We start from the raw sequence: 20,545 nt of genomic DNA, 5'->3' as shown, positions 1-20,545 counted from the left end.
AAAATATTTTAGTTACTTTGAATTTTCATCTGTCTTCTTTTCTGTCCTCGGCTTAGTCTTTGTTCAAAAGTATTTTCCTGAAATTCTTCAGGAGCAAAAATCTTTGCCATAGAACTGATGTTCGGACATTCATAAAGTTTGGCAACAGAAATATTTACATGAAATACCTTATTTAAGGTTGCAATCAGTTGAATACCTATCAGCGAATCACCACCAAGTTCAAAAAAATTATCATGGATTCCTATCCTTTCAATGCCAAGAATTTGTTGCCAAATTTCAAACAGCTGTTCCTCAATTTTATTTCGAGGAGCAATATAATCATTACTTAATTCAGGTCGAGGATATTTTGAGCTAGATAGATTGGCATTTTCTAAAACTTCTAGGTATTGTATTTGTTTAGAAGAATTATAATGTTTGAATTTATCCAAGAAGTCAGATGTAGATATTACAACTTGAGATATTGTATTTCCCAAAGTACGTAGAAAAACCTCTACACCCTCATTAGGTAATATGCCTTGTTTAAGCTCTTCTATTCGTGATTCTTGGAGGTGTTGCGAAACTCCTGTGTTTACAGCCATGCCAATTTCTTGCCAAGCATCCCAGTTGATACTTGTAGTAAATTTGCCATGTTTTGAGGCATTACTACGGTGAGCAAAGGCATCAAGAAAAGCATTTGCTCCACAATAGTCTACTTGTCCAAAATCCCCTAAAATTGAGGTGCTTGATGATACTAGAATAAAGAAATCTAACTGAATATCTTTGACAAGTAAATCAATAACTACTGTACCTTTGACTTTCGGAGCCAGAATACTTTCTGCTTCTGCTTGAGTTTTTCGCTGAATGACACCGCCTCCAGGAATTCCAGCAGCATGGATGATACCATTTAACTGACCAAATTGCTGTTGAGTTTGAGTAATGACACTTTGCATTTTTTCGATGTTGCTCACATCAGCACTCACCACTAAAACTTCTGCACCTAAGTCTTCGATTTCTTGAACTTTGCGAATTTTATAGCTAGTCCTATCAGTTTCATCGTGAGTAGCAAGCCATTGAGACCATTCGTCTTTTTTAGGTAAACCAGAACGTCCTATCAATACTAGTTTTGCTTGTACAGTTCGAGCCAAGTATTTTGCCAAAACAAGTCCAATATCTCCGAGTCCACCTGTAATTAAATAGACTCCTTTTTCTCTTAGTCGAGGCTTTTCGATTTTAGCTTTATCAAAGCGTACAGGTTCAAAAGTTTGTACCCAACGGTTCAAACCTCGATAAGCAATGAGTTTTTCCGAATCAGGAACTTTCAGTTCCGCCAGCAATTGTTCTACAAGTTTTTCTTCTTGCCAATTTCGTTGTTCTGCAAGTATAACATCAATACTACGACAGTTTATATTTGAATATTCTTGAGATATGACTTTAATTGGCCCAAGTAAAGTAGCTTTTTCCGGAGAAAGTGCTTCATTGCCATTTACTGACTGTAAGTCGTTAGAAATAACTGTAATTTGAAAATCATCACTAGTTTCTAGTTTTCCCAAAGCTTGAGCAAGAAATAGCAGGCTGTAAAATCCTATTGTTTGAGCTTTTTCAACTTTTTCAATTTCTAATTCTTCGTCAATGCTAGGTGTAACATTCCATAAATGAACTATCGTTTTTGGCAAATTATTTTGCTTATAAAGCTCTTGGAGTAAAATATCGTAGTCATAATTATTTTTCGGATTAATAGTATATTGAGATTCACTTAGTATGGTAAAACTCTCACCAACTTTTACAGTAATTACATCCTGGTTTTGTGTTTCTAATTGTTTGACCAATTTACTACCCAAGCCACACTCATCAATAAACACCAAAGTGCAGGACTTCTCAGATGCTAATTCTTCATGTTCTAGTTGTAATGGTGGTAACGAAGGCTTCCAAAAAGGGATATAAAACCAGTCGGCTATATCAGGTTTTTTACCCAGTGATACTGGAGTGTAATGCTCATTTTGTCCTTGCTTGTTAGGTTCAATCCAGTACCTTTGTCGTTCAAAGGGGTAAGTAGGCAAAGGCAAACGATGACGCTGCTCATGGCTATAAAATCCCGACCAATCTATTTCGACACCAGAAAGCCACAACCGGCCTAATGTTTGCAACAACCAAGCAACATCCGATTGCTGTTCTTTAACATGGCATAACGAAGTCAATACCTGTTGCTTGGCATTTCCATCCAAATGCTGTGTCGTTAATGTACTTAAAGTTCGCCCTGGTCCTACCTCCAGAAAAACACCTTCAAATTGCTGTATGAGTTGGGATATCCCATCTGAAAATCTGACAGTTTCTCGTAAATGTTCGCACCAATAATTCGGATTTGTCGCTTGCTCTTTACTAATCCAACTACCAGTTACATTCGAAATAAACCGGATGCGTGGTGGATTCAGTTTGACTGTTTTTATCGCCTCAGTAAATGCTGGCAATATTGGCTCCATCATCACCGAATGAAATCCATGAGATGTATGCAACAGCCGACATTCAACTTTTTGAGAGGATAATTGCTTTTCCAGGGCTGCAACTGCTTGGTTTGTTCCCGAAACTACACAAGAAGATGGGCTGTTAATCGCTGCGATTTGTAGAGATGTTTGATACAACTTTTGTGCAGACAGCAGCAACTGCACATCTTTTTCTGGCAGCCTAATTGCCAGCATACTCCCAGAAGGCAACTGTTGCATCAACTGTCCTCTTTTTGCCACAATTTTTAAGGCATCTTCGAGAGAAAATACATCTGCAATGGTTGCGGCGACATATTCCCCAATACTATGACCAATCATTGCTTCTGGTCGCACACCCCAAGACATTAATAACTGAGTCAGGGCGTACTCTGTAACGAATAACGCGCTTTGGGTCAAGGCTGTTTGTTGTAGTTGCAAACAAGCTACTTCAGTATCTTCTTCTCTGGGATAAAGTAGGGAACGGATATCAATACCCAGATGGGGTTGCAAAATCACAGCGCAAGTATCTACATATTTTTTAAATGTCGGTTCGACTTCATAAAGTTCCCGACCCATGTTTGCATATTGTGACCCTTGTCCTGAAAACATCAAAATTACTGGACAGTGACCTGGCTTGTAGTGGTAACTAAAAATACGTTGTGGGTATTGGCTGTTAAGCGATTTCACTGCATCATTTGGGTCTTGGCAAATCACGATGCGGCGATAGTCAAAAGCTCGACGCCCTACTTGTAGGGTGTGAGCGACATCTGGTAGGGGAATATCGGGGTTTTGCTCTAAATAATCACGCAATTGTGCTGTTGCAGTGTCTAAAGCTGTGCTGGTTTTGGCTGAGAGCAACAACAATTGCCACGGACGGGAGTGTAGAGACGCAAATTGGCGCGTCTCTACTGGAGCTTCTTCTAAAATAACATGGGCATTAGTCCCGCCAATACCAAAAGAACTCACACCCGCTCTGCGGGGTGTTCCGTTGGTTTTCCACTCGGATAATTTGGTATTGACGTAAAAGGGGCTATTGGCAAAGTCTATCTGTGGATTTGGCTCTTGAAAATGCAAACTTGGAGGTATTTGTTTATGTTTTAATGCCAGGACTGTTTTAATTAAGCCTGTTACACCAGCTGCTGTATCCAAATGTCCCACATTGGTTTTTACTGAACCAATAGCACAAAAACCTTTTTTATTTGTGCTGCCACGAAAAGCTTGTGTGAGAGCTTTTATTTCAATCGGGTCTCCTAAGATAGTTCCTGTACCGTGTGTTTCTACATAAGAAATAGTTTCAGGTTCGACTCCAGCTAAAGCTAAAGCTTCTAAAATAACCTTCCTTTGACCATCAACACTAGGGGCTGTATATCCAACCTTTAAAGAGCCATCGTTATTAACAGCTGAACCTTTGATTACTGCATAAATAAAATCACCATCAGCAATAGCATCCTCTAATCTTTTCAAGACTACTACACCTAAACCACTGCCACCATTAGTTCCTTTCGCTTGAGCGTCAAAAGCTCGACAATGACCATCAGGAGAATGAATTCCTCCTTGTTGATAGTGATAACCAGTTTTTTGTGGCACTTCAACGCTAACACCCCCTGCTAAAGCTATATCACTTTCACCATTTAGTAAACTTTGGCAGGCTAGGTGGACAGCAACCAATGATGTGGAACAGGCTGTCTGAACATTGATACTTGGCCCTCTTAAGTTTAATTTATAAGAAATTTGTGTTGGGAGAAAATCCTTATCATTCCCAATAGTAATACTACCTTCTGATTCCATCAAATTCCGATGGGAATATAAGTTTGATAGCAGATAAGAACTGGCAGCAAGACCACCGAAAAGACCTATTTGACCGCTATAAGTTTCCGAATTATAGCCAGCATTTTCTAAAGCTTCCCAAACACTTTCCATAAAAAGACGGTGTTGTGGGTCTGTAAGTTCAGCTTCTCTGGGGGAAAAACCAAAAAATGAAGCATCAAATAAGTCTATATCTTCTAATATACCGCTTGCCTTCACGTAATTGGGTTCGTTAAGTAACGATCCATCTACCCCAGCAGATATTAGTTCTTCATTCGTGAAAAAAGAAATTGACTCTACACCATCCCGCAGGTTGTTCCAAAAGCTAGCAATTTCATTTGCTCCCGGAAAACGACCCGCCATACCAATAATAGCAATTTCGTCCTGAAGATTCTCATTTAAGCTATGAATAAAATTATTGGCTATATCCATAAGTCAAAACCTGATAATAAATATTTGTTTTCTAATAGCAAGTTGTTCAATATGACAGTGAAATTTCAGAAGCAATCTGAATTTGGTCATTTAAAACAGCCTCAATATCTTCTTCAGTAGTTAATGGATTAGCAATTACTGCACGCATAGCAATTACAGGAATTTCTTTGTCCAAACTTATAGTTATTTTCGTTGTTCGTGAGATAAAAGTGCGACCGATATGACGCTGCATTTTTTGTAAACATTCATTACAATTATTGATAATTTGATTATCTGTTTCTGTTAACTGTGTGTTGGCAATCAGCCCTCTAAATTGCTCTGGAATATAGCGATAGATTAATAGATTAGTATCAGGTTCTGCCAACAATTCAAATTCAGGCATCGCTGAAATCCGAGCAGCCATATATTGAGTTTTGCGGATTCCTTCATCAATCAAAAACTCATATCCTTTAAGCCCAATCAGTTTTAGACCAGCGTGTAAAAATAAAGCCATGCCCGGCCGAGAACCTTCTAAAGCACGTTTACCTAAATCAAATGATCCCTTACGCATGGTATAGCTAGCCTGTTTTTCGATTGAAGAAGCTAGATAGGGGTTGCGGAAAAAGACCATACCAATACCCATTGGCAAATACAGTTGTTTATGTCCATCAATAGTGACTGAATCAGCTTTTTCTATACCAGCAAGCTTATACCTATATTGTTCAGAAAAAATTAGTGGGCCACCCCAAGCAGCATCTACGTGAAAATGAGCATTGGCTTCTTGTGCAATCTCCGCAATATCTTTAAGGGAATCAACTCCACCTGAATCTGTCGTGCCAGCAACCCCTATAATTGCAATAATTAGTAAGTTTTGGTTACGACAGTCTATAACAGTTTGACGCAGTGCTTGTAAGTTAACTCGATTATTACAGTCAGCAGGGATTCTCATCAAACTATGAGTACCAATGCCCATCAAATCCGCAGCTTTATCAAAAGAGTAGTGCATCAAGTCAGAGCCAATAATTACTGCTCCTTTGTAGCCATAGAAATCTAGAGCAGCTGCTAAACCTTCTTTTTCTACGCCGAGAAATGCATCTTTTGGCCCTAGTGAAGCATTTCGCGCGCACCAAAGTGCTGAGATATTCGCCACTGTTCCACCAGAAACTAAGATTCCTAGTGTACTGAGGTTGTTTTGAATATGTTGAGTATAGAAACCGTCAGAAAAATTATAAATCTGTCGATGCAACATAGCCAAAGCCTCACGTTCACAGAAGGTGAGGGCTTTAGCTGTCTCTATTTTGACGGCGTTTTGATTCATTGCCGTCATGAGTCTAGCCAAAGGGCGTACAAAACTAGGAAGTGCCGAGGTCATGTGACCAATAAATCGTGGCGAAGATGTATGTATTGAATGAGCAACAAGATTATTGCCTATGTACTTGAGATAGCCCTCAAGGTTAGTGGGCTGAAGTGGAATTTTACTATCAGAAAACTTTTCTAGTAGTGAGTCTAAATCAATGTTGGTATTAGAGTCAATATTGCTTAAAAAATCTTGAGAAATATTCTCAGTTATTTCATCTATTTGTTTTTCAATAGAGTTTACCTGATTGAATGAAGCAAACATTTGCATTACTTGCTCTTCTATCCCATCATGTAATACCTGTTCAGATTCAAAAAGGTAATTCTTGTTTAACATTTCTTTGCTGCTCGATGTCATATTGTATTTGTTGCAATAAGTTTTTATACTTAATTTTTGAAATAAGAAGGTTTTGCCTTCTTTTCTTTAAGTGTTATTAGCACTTTCTAAAATGTTCGATTTTATCGGGCATCAATCTTGTAGCGATCGCCCTTATTTCCTCAATACTTTGTTGAGACTAAATATCTTTTTGCTTTGTTGCTTCTCGATACTGTTTTCTAACTTGTTTTCGCCGCTGTACTGAAGCCGTTCTGCTCTCTGGATGATGAGCAGCTAGTAAAACAGGTGTTTCTTCGCTAGATTCCTGACTAAAATATTTAGCCAAGTGACTTATAGTCGGATATTCAAACATATCAACTAAGGTGAAATCTCGCTGAAATACTTTTTGCAACTTGCTATGAACCTGAATTAATAGCAATGAATGACCACCAAGTTCAAAGAAATTGTCATAAATTCCTACGTCCTCAACATTCAGTATTTGTTGCCATATACTAACAATAGTTTTTTCTATTTCGGTTTGGGGTGGCTGATAAGCTGCTTCTAATTTAGGTCTTGTTGTACCAGGTGCAGGCAATGCTTGGCGATCGACCTTACCATTAGGTGTAAGTGGTAGTGCATTTAGCATCACGAATGCTGACGGCATCATGTAGTTCGGCAGCTTCGCCTCTAAATGCTGCCGTAATTGAGACACAACCTGAGTATTAGACATCTGCTGTAGTGGAGTATTAGTAAAATCACTCCAAGTCTGAAAGCTAGCTGTTTTTCCACTGCAAGGAGGAGCCACCATTATAGGCTTTATTTGTGATGCTACAGTGCGCTTTTTGAATACTACCTGGTATTGACCATCGACACTATTATCTGACCAGCTAATATCGACGATATAAGGTAATTCTTCACTAACAGCCCATAATTCTTCGGGGTCTACGCCAGTTGTTGCTATTGCCTGAAGAGCTTGGCGTACCTCACCAACATTTGTCAAGCCTTTGGACTTTTTGAGTAATTCTACAGCTTTTACATCTGGCAAGACACGAGCATTAGGCACATTAACAATTCCTAAAATATCCGGCTCAGTGTCTATAAGTAATTGGCGGACAGATGCAAGCGTCAACTTTGCTTGCTGCCAATCTAACCATGAAATATCTACTGAAAGATTGTCATGTCCTACATGGATAATCACATCGTAGCGGAATTTAGTCAACTCATTATGAAAGTGCCCGCGTTCCAGATGAATTTCTACATGACTAATCTTGGGCAGATGCTGCTTTAAGGCGATAAAAAAGGCCGGATCAATAACTAACTGTTTCTCTGCAAATATTTGCTTTTGCACAAGTTGCTGTAAATTTTCTACAGAGAGAGAGGCTGGTGCTTTATGTAGTTGAACAGAGGTGTGAAAAGCTTCTAATAAGCTAAAATTGCGAACATCTCCTAGAAATATAAAGCCTCCAGGCTCTACTACATTTACAGCACCCTCCAACACCTTTAATAAGTAGTCAACACTTGGAAAATATTGGGCTACTGAGACTATAAAGACAGCATCGAAAGTATCTGTACTTATACCAGTGAAGTCATCTGCTCCTTTCTGGATAAAGCTCACTTCTGACAAATTTTGCCCTAAGTTGCTTAATTGTTGCTGGAGAATGTTTAGAGCATTTTGCGAAATATCAGTTGCACAGTATTGTGTGCAATAAGGAGCAAAACGTAAAAGCATTAGACCGCTACCACCACAACCAATTTCTAGGATCTGGGTTGGTTGCAAAGCTGAAATCCGCTCAACTGTTTGATCCATCCATTCACGTACTTCTTGATCGGGGAGATGCAAGCCTGTATAGCTACTTTCCCAGCCCTTGATATAAAAACCTGACTGTTGTTCTGAATCTAACTCGTTGTAAAGGCTATCAAAAACTGCCTGCCACTGCGAGGCTTGTTGAGTGTTCAAATCAACTGCTGATGTCTGCTCTTTTACAACATCAAATGTATTAGCAACTACATAAGCCACTAACTGCTCGTAGTCTGACACATCTTTCCTAGAAATCACTGTTGCTTCCATAACAGATGGATGTTCGTTGATGAGTGCTTCTATTTCTCCTAGCTCAATACGGAAGCCCCTAATTTTTACTTGGTTGTCAATACGATTGCTAAATTCAATTTGACCATCGCTGCGGTAGCGTACCCGATCGCCTGTTTTGTAAAGACGAGAACCTGGGCGATCGCTAAAAGGATTTGGTATAAATTTCTCAGATGTTAACTCTGGTTGGTGCAGATAGCCTCTGGCTACGCCAATTCCGCCAATGTGCAACTCGCCCCAAATACCGATGGGAACCGGTTGCAAATCAGAATCTAACACATAGGTTTGCATATTAGCGATCGCTCTGCCAATCGGCACTTCCCCTTCTACAGTTGTCAGGTCGCAAACTGTAGCAACTACTGTGGTTTCTGTCGGCCCGTAGCTATTAATCAAACGTATGCCTGATTCTACTTGCTGTTGCCAAATGTTAATTTTATCTGGTAAAGCTTTTTCGCCACCAATAATAACTAGGCGCAGTGATTCTGGTAGCTTTAATGCTGATGTTGCAAGTTCTGAAGTTATCTGATGCCAAAAAGCAGTAGGTATATCTAAAACCGATATGCAATGCTGTTGGCATTTTTCATTGAAAGCTTTGATCGAAACCAACATTTCATCAGTTCGCAATACCAAAGTCGCACCGTGTAGCAAACAAGGAAAAATTTCTTCACAAGCGGCATCAAAGCTGATGGAGGCAAATTGCAAGATCCTGTCTTGTGCTTGTAGTTGGTATTGTGCGATCGCTGCTTGGACAAAGTTTACCAAAGATTGATGTTGGATAGTAACACCTTTGGGTGTGCCAGTAGAGCCTGATGTATAAATCACATAGACTAGATTTGCAGGGGTGGTTTGATTTACAGGGTTTTGTTTGATTGCTGACGATCCGGCTTGCCAATTAATATCGTCATCGAAACAGATGACTTTTGCTGTATGCGGTGGTATTTGTGCCAGTAGATACTGTTGTGTAAGTAATACTGTAAGTGGAGCATCATTTAGCAGCAGTGCCAATCGCGGCTGTGGATAGGTTGGATCGATCGGTACATAGGCTCCCCCAGCTTTGAGGATGGCTAATAGCCCAATTATCATCTCGATCGATCGCTCTACACAAATTCCAACTAATACCTCTGGCTTCACTCCTAGTTGTTGCAAATAGTGCGCTAGTTGATTCGCTTGGTTGTTCAACTCGCGGTAGGTTAGTTGTTGATTTTCAAAGACGACTGCGATCGCATCAGGTGTACGTTCTACTTGAGCCTCGAACAACTGATGGATGCATTGATCTTGAGAATATTCAACCTGAGTTTGATTCCACTCCACAAGTAACTGATGTCGCTCATCTTCTGTTAAGAGCGATAACTCACCAAGACGTTGCTGTGGATTGGTGGACATACCCTCTAGCAAAGTCTGTAAATGTCCTAGCATCCGGGCGATCGTGTCAGTGTCGAAGCGATCGCTATCATCGCAAGTAATATTGAGCAACAACTCCTCACCTAGATTCACGCTTAGGGTTATCGGATAGTTAGTCTTTTCAAAGCTATGAAATTCCTCTATCTGCAAATTGATATCCCTCTGCCGTAAAGAAGGATCTACAGCATAGTTCTCAAAAACTACTATACTCTCGAATAGAGATACACCTTTAGGAACTTCGCTCCATTCTTGGACTTTCACTAATGGACAATACTCATATTGCCGTGCTTCAACTAGTTTATCTTTGATGTTATGAAGCCAAGGCAAAAGAAATTCTTGGGATGATACTTGTACTCTAATCGGTAACGTGTTGATAAACAACCCTACCATAGACTCGGCTTTAGCTAAAGTATGGGGACGACCAGAAGTTACTGCCCCAAAAACTACGTCTTTTTGACCACTGTAGCAGCTCAATAGCAAAGCCCAAGCTCCCTGTACAAGGGTGTTCAGTGTTAATTGATGTTGCTTTGCTACAGACTGCAATGCTGCTGTTGTTACTATAGAAAGTTTAACTTCTCGCTCGTCATAGCCATCTGTTTGAGTCAGTAATTTTCTAGCTTGTTGATTCACCGATAGCTGTGTCGGAGTGGTAAAACCTTTAAGTATCTGTCGCCAGAAAGTCTCAGCTTCAGATAGATTTTGTTGCTGTAGCCAGACAATGTAATCTCGATACGGGCGGATTGATTCTAAGTATAATTCTTGACCATTGCTAAAAGCTTTGTAACAAGCAAGGACTTCTTTAAAAACTAAGGCAACAGACCACCCATCTAACAATAGATGATGATGACTCCAGGTAAAGTTATAGGAAATATCCGAAAGTTGAACCAGTGTTAGGCGCATCAATGGAGGCTGCTTAAGTTCAAACCCACTGGAGCGATCGCTTTGTAAGAAAAGTTCTAACTTTTGTTGTTGTTCTTCTGGGGAGAGATGCTGCCAATTATACTCCTGCCACGGTAAAGCCACCTGTCGATGCACAATTTGTACTGGTTCTTTTAAGCCTTCCCAAACGAAGCAGGTTCGGAGAATGGAATATCGTTCTACAATATGCTGCCATGCCCGATGAAAGGCTGTAACATTGAGCTTTCCGTGGAGAGTCCAGCTAAATTGTTCAAAATAGATGCCAGATTTAGGAGCTGCAAGACTATGGAACAGAATGCCCTGCTGCATGGGCGAGAGCGGATAAAAATCTTCAATGTTTTTGTTTTGCACACCCATGTTACATATCCCCCATAGCTGCTGTAATGGCATCAAGATCGGTTTGATCCCATTGGCTTTGCTGAAAATCTGCGAAGTCAGAAGGGGTAAAGCCACCTGCATTGGGAGATAGGCAATGAGCAATCAGCGATCGCAGTTCCCCAATAAACCTTTGAGCAAGTACCTCAATCGTGGTTTGTCGATGCAACTTATTACTGTAAGACCAACTCATTTCCAGATGTCCCTGATAAATACCACCGTTAATTTCTAATAAGTGAGTTCGTTTACTTTGCAAACTGCGAGTAGAACCACTCGATTCCTTCGCGAAGCTAAATAAAGATGATTCTGGTAAAACTCGATCGAACTGTCCTAAATAGTTGAAAGCAACTTCAGCCTTTGATGAGGAAAATTTTTCAGCTATTTCCCGATCCTGACAAAGATAGCGGAATAATCCATAGCCAATACCTCGATTCGGAATTGCTCGTAGCTGCTCTTTTATCGACTTCAAGACTTTTCCTTGCTCGTTGGTATTTTCTAGCTTTAGGTGTACTGGGAAAATAGTTGTAAACCAACCGATAGTCCTCGATAAGTCCACATCCTCAAAGATTTCTTCTCGCCCATGCCCTTCCAAGTCAATTAGTAGAGAATTTTCCCCCGTCCACTGGTTAAACGTTAGTATCAGTGCTGTTAACAATACATCATTAATTTGTGTCTGGTAAGCTGCTGGTACTTGTTGCAGCAAACTTTGGGTTTCTTCTACAGACAGCGATACTAATACCATAGAAGTGGTTTCTTCTATATTATTTCCATCAGGAAAATCTCTTGGTATAGACGAAACTGATTGATATTGTGTTCTCAGCCAAAAGTCTAGCTCTGAAAGTAGTGCTGAAGCTTGTGCATATTTTTGTAGATGGCTAGACCATTGTTTGTAAGAAGTTGTTTTGGGTGGCAACTTAATTACTTTGCCTTGACTAATTTGCTGGTAAGCTGTTTGAAAATCTTCAATTAAAATTCGCCAAGAGACACCATCAACAGCTAAGTGGTGAATAATCCAAAGCAAGCGGTTGGGTTGATTGTCGCCCAAGTTGAAAAGCGCAACCTGGAATAACGGCCCTTGTGACAGATTTAAGCTGGCTTGCAGTTTAGTTGCTGCTGCTTTTATTGCTGGTGATTGTCGATCTTTTGGCAGTGCTGAAAAATCGAAGTATGTTAATGGTATGACATCATCAGGAATAACGATAAGTGCTTCAGTACTAAATTCCTGCTGTATAAATCGTAAGCGTAGGATATCATGATGTATTTGTAGAAACTTGATAATTTTCTCTAAAACTACAGGGTCAATATTCTGCTTGCTTTCTAAGAATACAGCTTGATTCCAGTGGTGTGGTTCTGGTTGCTTTTGTGCAAAAAACCAGTGCTGAATGGGTATTAGCTCTAGCGCTCCAGTTAAAACTCCTTGTTCAGCTTGAATTTTCTGAGTTGTACCAATTACTGTCGCTAATTGGGCAATCGTTTGGTACTGAAACATCTGCTTAGGAGTTAGGTGCAGCCCTATTTGGTTGGCTTTGGATATTACTTGAAGGCTAAGAATAGAATCTCCACCTAATCCAAAAAAATTATCGTTTATACTTATATTTTCCAGACCTAATACTTCTGTCCAGATTCCAGCCAACTGCTTTTCAAGAGTTGTCTGTGGTACTACTAGTTCTTTGTCTTCAGGTCTAGCTGTATCAGGTGTACGTAGTGCCTTACGGTTAATTTTACCATTAGGTGTTAGTGGTAGTGCTGATAATATGACAAAAGCTGCTGGCACCATATAGCTTGGCAACTTCGCTTCTAAAAAACTCCTTAGTTCAGGAATTGTCAGTGTTTGCTCTATTTGAGGGACTACATAGGCGACTATTTGTTGAGAATCTACCTGTGAAAAATGAACCGCAACTACAGCTTCTTGGACTGCTGGGTATTCAAGAATAACTGCTTCAATTTCTAATAGTTCAATCCGAAAACCACGGACTTTTACTTGATAGTCAATACGACCAATATATTCGATATCTCCATTGGGCAGATAGCGTGCCTGATCTCCAGTTTTATATAACCGTTCCCCTGGCAAGTTTGCGTAAGGATAGGGAATAAATTTCTCCGCAGTCAGTTCTGCTTTGTTTAGATAACCACGGGCTAAACCTGCACCACCAATATACAACATCCCTGCTACACCTACAGGAACAGGTTGTAAATTTTGATCTAATAAATAAATCTGGGTGTTGTGAATCGGACGACCGATAGGTGTAGTGTTGCTAGTATCCTTGTGTATCCAGGCAAAGGTTGAATAAGTTGTATCTTCTGAAGGACCATATAGGTTAAATACCTTTTGTATATTATCCTGCTGATAAAGTTGTTGTACGAGTTTATTATGAAGTGGTTCACCTGCAACATTCACAATCTGCACTGACGCTGGAATTCCATCAGTTATTAATAATTGTGAAATTACACTTGGGACAGTATTAATTAAGGTTACATCTAAGGCTGCTGACGAAGTTGGTAACAACAGTGCGTTCTCGATTAAAATCACTTTGCCACCACAACACAGAGGAACAAACACCTCGAATACCGAAAGATCGAAGCAAATTGAGGTTGATGCCAAAACTCCTTGCATAGCTTCTATCGCAAAGGTTTTCTTTGCCCAATCCAACATTGCAACTGTGCTTGCGTGTTGAATCATTACACCTTTTGGTCTGCCTGTTGAACCAGAGGTATAGATGACATAAGCTAGGTTGTCAGTTGTGACAACAGATAATAAATTTTCCTGGGTTTGTTGGGCGATTGTCTGCCAATCGTTATCTAAACAAACCACTTTAGCTTTGTGTTGCGGTATCGCCTCAAGAAGCGACTCTTGAGTTAGCAACACTGGGGCTTGAGTATCTTCTAGTATAAATACAATGCGTTCTTGGGGATAGCTGGGGTCTAATGGTATATATGCACCACCTGCTTTCAGGATGGCTAATAGCCCAATTATCATCTCGATCGATCGCTCTACACAAATCCCAACTAACACTTCTGGTTTTACTCCCAATGAACGCAAATAATGTGCTAGTTGATTTGCTTTGGTGTTTAGTTCCCGATAGGTTAGCTGTTCATGTTCAAATACTACTGCTACTGCATCAGGTGTGCGTTCTACTTGAGCCTCGAATAACTGATGAATACATTGATCTTGAGGATAATTAACCTGAGTGTCATTCCACTCCACTAGTAATTGACGTTTTTCTGCTTCTGTTAGCAGTGATAATTCTGAAAGCCGTAGTTTCGGGTTTGCAATAATCTCTTTAAGTAATGTCTGGAAATGTCCAGCCATCCGCTTAACAGTACTTTCCTTAAATAAATCTGTATTAAACTCCAGGTTAGCAAAAATTTTTTCTGGTGTTTCTGTTATCTCTAGAGTCAAATCAAACTTGGCACTACCATTATCAATTGTCAAGGGACTTATAGTCAAACCAGGCAACTCGAAAACTGACATTGGTGTATTCTGAAGCACAAACATTACTTGAAATACTGGCGTGTAGCTCAAGTTTCGTTGTGGTTGCAGTTCTTCTACTAGCTGCTCAAAAGGTAAATCTTGATGGGCATAAGCTTCTAATAGCTTTGTTCGCACGCGAGTTAGTAGATCCTCAAAGGTAGGATTACCTGCCAAATTAGTTCGCAGCGCAATTGTATTGGCAAAAAAACCAATTAATCCTTCTAACTCTGTGCGATCGCGGTTAGCAATGGGCGAACCTACTACAATATCTTCACTACCCGTATAACGCCATAGCAGTATTTGAAAGGCTGCCAGCAGGGTCATAAATAAGGTACTTCCATGCTGCTGGCTCAATTTCTTTAAGGCTACATATAAATCATCAGATAACTCAAATGAATAGCTGGCACCCTGAAAGCTGCTAACGGCAGGTCGTGGGTAGTCAGTGGGTAACTCTAATAATTTTGGTGCGCCTTCTAACTGGTTTTTCCAATAAGATATTTGTGATTGTAGTAGTTCTCCTTGTAGCTGTTGTCGCTGCCAAGCTGCAAAGTCTACATACTGTATTGGCAGTTCTGAAAGCAAAGAAGGCTGCCCTTTCGAGAAGGCTTCGTAAAGTACTGCGACTTCTTGAGTCAGTACTCCCATTGACCATCCGTCAGAGATAATATGGTGCATTGTGAACACTAGAATGTGTTCTGTTTCTTTGAGACGCAGCAAAGTAGCTCGCAGTAATGGAGCTTGGCTCAAATTAAAGGGTTGCTGAATTTCTTGTATAACTAACTTTTTAACTTCAGCTTCTTGCTCAACCTCAGATAATTCCTCCAAATTGATGGTAGGTAAATTCAAGCTTAAAGTAGGAATAATTACCTGAACAGGTTTTTCTTCCATCGTTGCGAAAGTAGTTCGCAAAACTTCGTGGCGTCGCACTATTTCATTCAGGGTTTGCAATAATGCAGCTTGATTCAGAAAACCTGTAAGACGCAAAGCTGCCGATATGTGATTAGCAAAGTTACCAGGTTGTAATTGGTCTATAAACCAAAGTCGTTGTTGACCAAAATACATTGGAAAAGTCTGAAGCTGGCTAACCTTTTCTTGAAGTAGTTTTGCCAACAATTCACGTTTTTTTGCTGTTGAAACATCATTATTTTTATCGTGATTACTGGTCATTGTTCAGTTCCCTTTTCTGCTAACACCTTATTAAGCAGTAACTCTACTTCTTGGTCTGAAAGTTGATCGAGCTTTGCCAACACCTGTTGCTCATTACTTTGCTCGATTCTTGGAATCATGTTGATACTATACCTTTCTCCCAAACTTCGGGTCTGTTCAACTATCAATGCTTGATCGATGATAGTGGGTGCTTCAAAAAAGCTATGCAGAGACAGGTTTATTTGAAACTCTTGACGCAATCGAGAGAGAAGTTGAGTAGCTAATAGAGAATGTCCTCCCAAATCAAAAAAGCTATCATGAATACCTATTTGATTAATTCCCAGTATCTGTTGCCAGATTCGAGCAATAGTTACTTCAATTTCATTATTAGGTGCAACATAATCATTACCTAGATTTGGGCGAGGATGGTTTGCTTGGGAAATATTACCTGAAGCCGAGTTATCTTCCAGAAGCTTTAATCCTTCTTCCAGAAAATTGAGATAACGATTCTCCTTAATTACATCTGAGAAATTTTTTGTTGACACAACAACATGAGGTAAGGCACTTCCCAAAATGCGATCAAAAGCATCAGCACCTTCTTGAGGCATTATTGATTCTTTTAATTCTTCTGCAACTATATCTTCAGCTAAATATTTGAGATTATCTGGTAGAATAATCTCCGTTCCCATACCTACTTCTTGCCAAGTATCCCAGTCGATTGATATTGTTAATCGTCCAGATTTAGAAACTTGATTATTATATGCATATACATCAAGAAATGCATTAGCCGCACAATAATCTACCTGTCCAAATTCACCCAATATAGAACTTTGAGATGAACAAAGTACCAAGAAATCTAGATTAATATTCTGAAAAACTTGCTCTAGTAATATCGTTCCTTTAACTTTTGGTGCGAGTACCTTGCTTGCTATATCCTGGGTTTTAAGTTGGATGACACCGCCACCAGCAATACCAGCTGCGTGGATAACACCATTAATCACACCAAATTTTTCTATTGACTGAGCAATCACGGCCTGCATTTGTTCGGAATTAGTCACATCCGCGCTGATTACCAAAACTTCTGCACCAAGAGCCTCTAATAGTTGGACTTTACAAATTATTCGGCTAACCCTATCTTGTTGATCGTGAGTTGCCAACCATTCTTGCCAATTATCTTTTTCGGGAATACTCTTTCGTCCAACTAGAACTAATCTAGCCTGCACTTTCTTTGCTAGATGTTCTGCTAATACTAAACCAATACCGCCTAGTCCACCAGTAATTAAGTAAACCCCTCCCTCCTTTAACTTAGTTTTATCAGCTATGTTCTGTTCTAAATGCACAGGTTCAAAGGATTGAATCCAGCGATGATAACCACGGTAGGCAACTATGTCATCTGTTTGATCTGCTGTAAATTCTGCGATCAGATTGTCTAAAACATTTTGTCCTAGTGGGGTTTTTAAAGAATTGACTACTATATCAATATTACGGCAATATATGTTTGAATATTCTTTGGTAATTACCTTACATGGCCCTAATATGGTTGCTTTAGAAGGGCATAATTTTTCCTCACCAGTTACATCATATAAATTACTGGTGACGACCATCAGCTTCAGAGAATTGCTAATATCTTGTTTTCCTAAGGCCTGTGCTAAAAAAAGTAGACTCCAGAAACCGAGATGCTGACAATCTTCAAAAAATTGATGTTGTGTTTGTTCGTCTAGCTCTTGAGAGTGTAGAGTATCGTTGGGAGTAACGCCCCAAAAATGGGCAATCCGCTGGGCAGTCCAATTCTGATCTCGTAGTGTTTGAAGCAAAATATCATAATCATCTCTCTGTTGGGGATTAATTGTATATGTACAGTCACTAAGTTTCGCAAAATTATCTGCGACTTTGACGGTAATCACATCCTGACCTTGTTGTTTAAGTATTTCTGCAATTTCTGATCCTACTCCATAGGTATCGACAAAAACTAGCCAACATAACTTTTGTTCTACCAGCTTTTGTTTTTGGAAAATCTCAAGCGGTGTAGATTCTCTCCAACGAGGAATGTAGAACCAGTCAGCAATATCTGGCTTCTTATCTAAGGTTTTTGACGACTTCATTGCCAGAAGTGCATTTCGATTTACCTCCAGCCAGTAACGCTTGCGCTCAAAAGGATAAGTAGGTAAGGGTAGACGATGACGCTTTTCATCTACGTAAAAACCAGACCAATCAATGTGAACTCCTACTGCCCAAAGTCTACCCAAGGTGTTGAGTAAAAATGCTACATCTGATTGTTGCTCTTGAGGATGTCGTATAGAGGTTAAGGCTATCAGTTCATCTGTTTGATGTTGTTTAACCAAACTACTCAGTGTCCGTCCCGGGCCAATCTCCAACAGTATTTGCTCTGGCTGTTTGAGTAACTCTGTTACCCCTTGGCTAAAACGCACTGGCTGCCTTAAATGCCTTGCCCAATAGTTAGGGTCTGTCGCTTCTGCGACGGTAATCCAAGTTCCGCTAACATTGGACACAAAAGGAATTTTCGGGGGATTGAGTTTTATTTTTTGTAACGACCAGGTGAAAGCTTCAATGATGGATTCCATCATTTGAGAATGAAAGGCGTGGGAAGTATGCAAATGTCTACAGCTTACACCCATTTGTTGTAGCTTCTGTTGCAATTGATCTATCGCTTCTGTCGAACCAGACACCACGCAGGAAGAAGGTGCATTGCTTGCAGCCAGAGAGATTTCCTTTTCTAGCAGTTGTTCTATCTCTTGTTCTGGAAGCTGAACCGAGAGCATAGCACCGCTAGGCAACTGCTGCATTAGTTTTCCGCGAGTAGCTACTATTGCCAAGGCATCTTCCAAAGAGAAAACTCCAGCCACAGTGGCAGCTACATACTCTCCTATACCGTGACCAATCATAGTCTCAGGACGCACGCCCCAGGCCATCAATAACTTGGCTAGAGCATATTCAACCACAAATAAAGCTGGTTGAATAATTGCTGTTTGCTGCAACTTTTGTGCTGTTTCTTGAGTTTTTTCTGCAAAGGGGTAGAAAATTGTACGTAGGTCTACTTCTAAGTGAGGTATGAGCAGCTTGCAGCAGTAATTAACTTGCTCTCTAAATACGGGTTCACTCTCGTATAATTCGCGACCCATGTTTACATACTGCGAACCTTGTCCAGAAAACATAAACACAATCGAGCGATTACAAGGTTCTTGGTAATGGGTGAAAGCCATTTGAGGGTCTTGCAGAGCCTTGATTGCATCTCCTTGGTTTTGGCAAACTACCATTCGGCGATGGTTCAAAGTCCAGCGGCCCACTTGCAAAGTATGAGCAACATCAGCGAGATTAAAATCTGGATGCTCTTGGAGATAATTAGCCAGATTTTCTGTAGCAGTTTCCAGTGCTGTATTTGTTTTAGCTGAAAGTAATAATAACTGCCAAGACCGAGAAGGGCTAGAGGGTTTAATTATGGTCGCTTCTTCTAAAATTACATGGGCATTTGTCCCACCAAAACCAAAAGCACTAACTCCAGCACGACGAGGGGCGTCATTGCTTTTCCACTCAGACAATGTGTTGTTAACGTAAAAAGGACTGTTAGCAAAATCTATCTGGGGGTTAGGTTCTTCAAAGTTTAAGCTAGGTGGTATCTGTTTATGCTTGAGCGCTAAAACGGTTTTGATTAGACTTGCAACGCCAGCAGCTTCGTCCAAATGTCCAATATTGGTTTTCAAAGAACCGATCGCACAAAAGCCCTTTTCCTGAGTTTTGCTGCGGAAAGCTTGTGTTAAAGCAGCAATTTCAATGGGGTCGCCTAGAGCGGTTGCAGTCCCGTGAGCCTCTATATAGGTAATTGTTTCGGGTTCCACCTCAGCCATAATCTGAGCCGCTCTAATCACCTTTGCCTGACCATCAACGCTGGGTGCAGTGTAGCTAACTTTGCTTGCTCCATCATTATTAATGGCGGAACCTTTGATGACTGCATGGATGCAATCTCCATCTGCGATCGCCTCCTCTAAACGCTTTAAAACTACAACACCTAAACCCCTTCCTCTCGGACATCCCTTGGCCTTGACATCAAAAGTACGGCAATGTCCATCAGGAGATGAAGTCCCATCTTGTTGATATATATAACCGACTGCTTCTGATATTGAGACTCCAGCCGCCAAAGCAACATCACACTCGCCACTAAGCAAACCTTGGCAGGCTAAATGTAAAGCAACCAATGAACTTGAGCAGGTAGTTTGAACTGCATAACTTGGCCCTTGCAAGTTTAATTTATAAGAAGCAAATGTAACGGAAGCTCCAGAGGTTCCTTTTTCTATTTGTTGTTCACCAAGAGATTCTACAATTTCATAATTTGAATAAATATTACGTAAATAACCGCCAAAACTAGTACCAACATAAACTCCAATCGGCTGATTGTAAGCTTCGGAACTATAACCAGCATTTTCAAGTGCTGTCCATGCATGTTCCAAAAACAAACGCAGTCCGGGGTCCATTATTTCAGCTTCTCTGGGATTTATACCGAAGAATGAAGCATCAAACAAATCTATACCTTCAACTACACCCTCCGCCCTGACATAGTAAGGGTTTGTCAGTTCGGCAGAATCTACACCTAAATCTTTTAGCTCTTGAGTGGTGAAATAATGAATCAACTCTACTCCGTCTCGGATATTTTGCCAAAATCGCTCAATATTTTGAGATTTGGGAAAACAGCCACTCATCCCAATAATAGCTATTTCTAAGCCTGTTTTGTCACTTAAATAATCTACTGAGTTAGGCATTATTTTTATCCTTTTGATTAATCTTATATT

General features: G+C 40.2%; 5 protein-coding genes. All 5 read right to left on the bottom strand.

All coding sequences use genetic code 11. The features are described 5' to 3' along the window. Positions 1–8: 8 nt before the first annotated feature. Entirely contained in the window at positions 9–4,694 is a 4,686-nt protein-coding gene (locus RM049_RS08780; RefSeq protein ID WP_322703915.1) for a type I polyketide synthase, read from the bottom strand. 46 nt (positions 4,695–4,740) lie between these two features. Beyond that, positions 4,741–6,387: a pyridoxal-dependent aspartate 1-decarboxylase PanP gene (panP, locus tag RM049_RS08775; protein ID WP_416212624.1), complete on the bottom strand. Its 1,647-nt coding sequence runs from the start codon at positions 6,385–6,387 to the stop codon at positions 4,741–4,743. A gap of 157 nt (positions 6,388–6,544) precedes the next feature. Further along, a complete protein-coding gene (locus tag RM049_RS08770; RefSeq protein WP_322703913.1) occupies positions 6,545–11,107 on the bottom strand; it encodes a non-ribosomal peptide synthetase in 4,563 nt (1,520 codons plus the stop codon). Between the two features lies 1 nt (position 11,108). Then, positions 11,109–15,764: a non-ribosomal peptide synthetase gene (locus RM049_RS08765; RefSeq protein ID WP_322703912.1), complete on the bottom strand. Its 4,656-nt coding sequence runs from the start codon at positions 15,762–15,764 to the stop codon at positions 11,109–11,111. Then, the gene (locus tag RM049_RS08760) at positions 15,761–20,515 is read right to left on the bottom strand and encodes a type I polyketide synthase (RefSeq protein ID WP_322703911.1); all 4,755 of its coding nucleotides are present in this window, start codon (positions 20,513–20,515) and stop codon (positions 15,761–15,763) included. Before RM049_RS08760 ends, RM049_RS08765 begins: the two co-directional genes overlap by 4 nt. Between the last annotated feature and the right edge of the window lie 30 nt (positions 20,516–20,545).

Source organism: Nostoc sp. DedQUE04, from assembly GCF_034530995.1.
Lineage (GTDB): Bacteria > Cyanobacteriota > Cyanobacteriia > Cyanobacteriales > Nostocaceae > Nostoc.
Note: the sequence above shows the minus strand (reverse complement) of the source record. Positions and strands in the feature narration are given on the sequence as shown.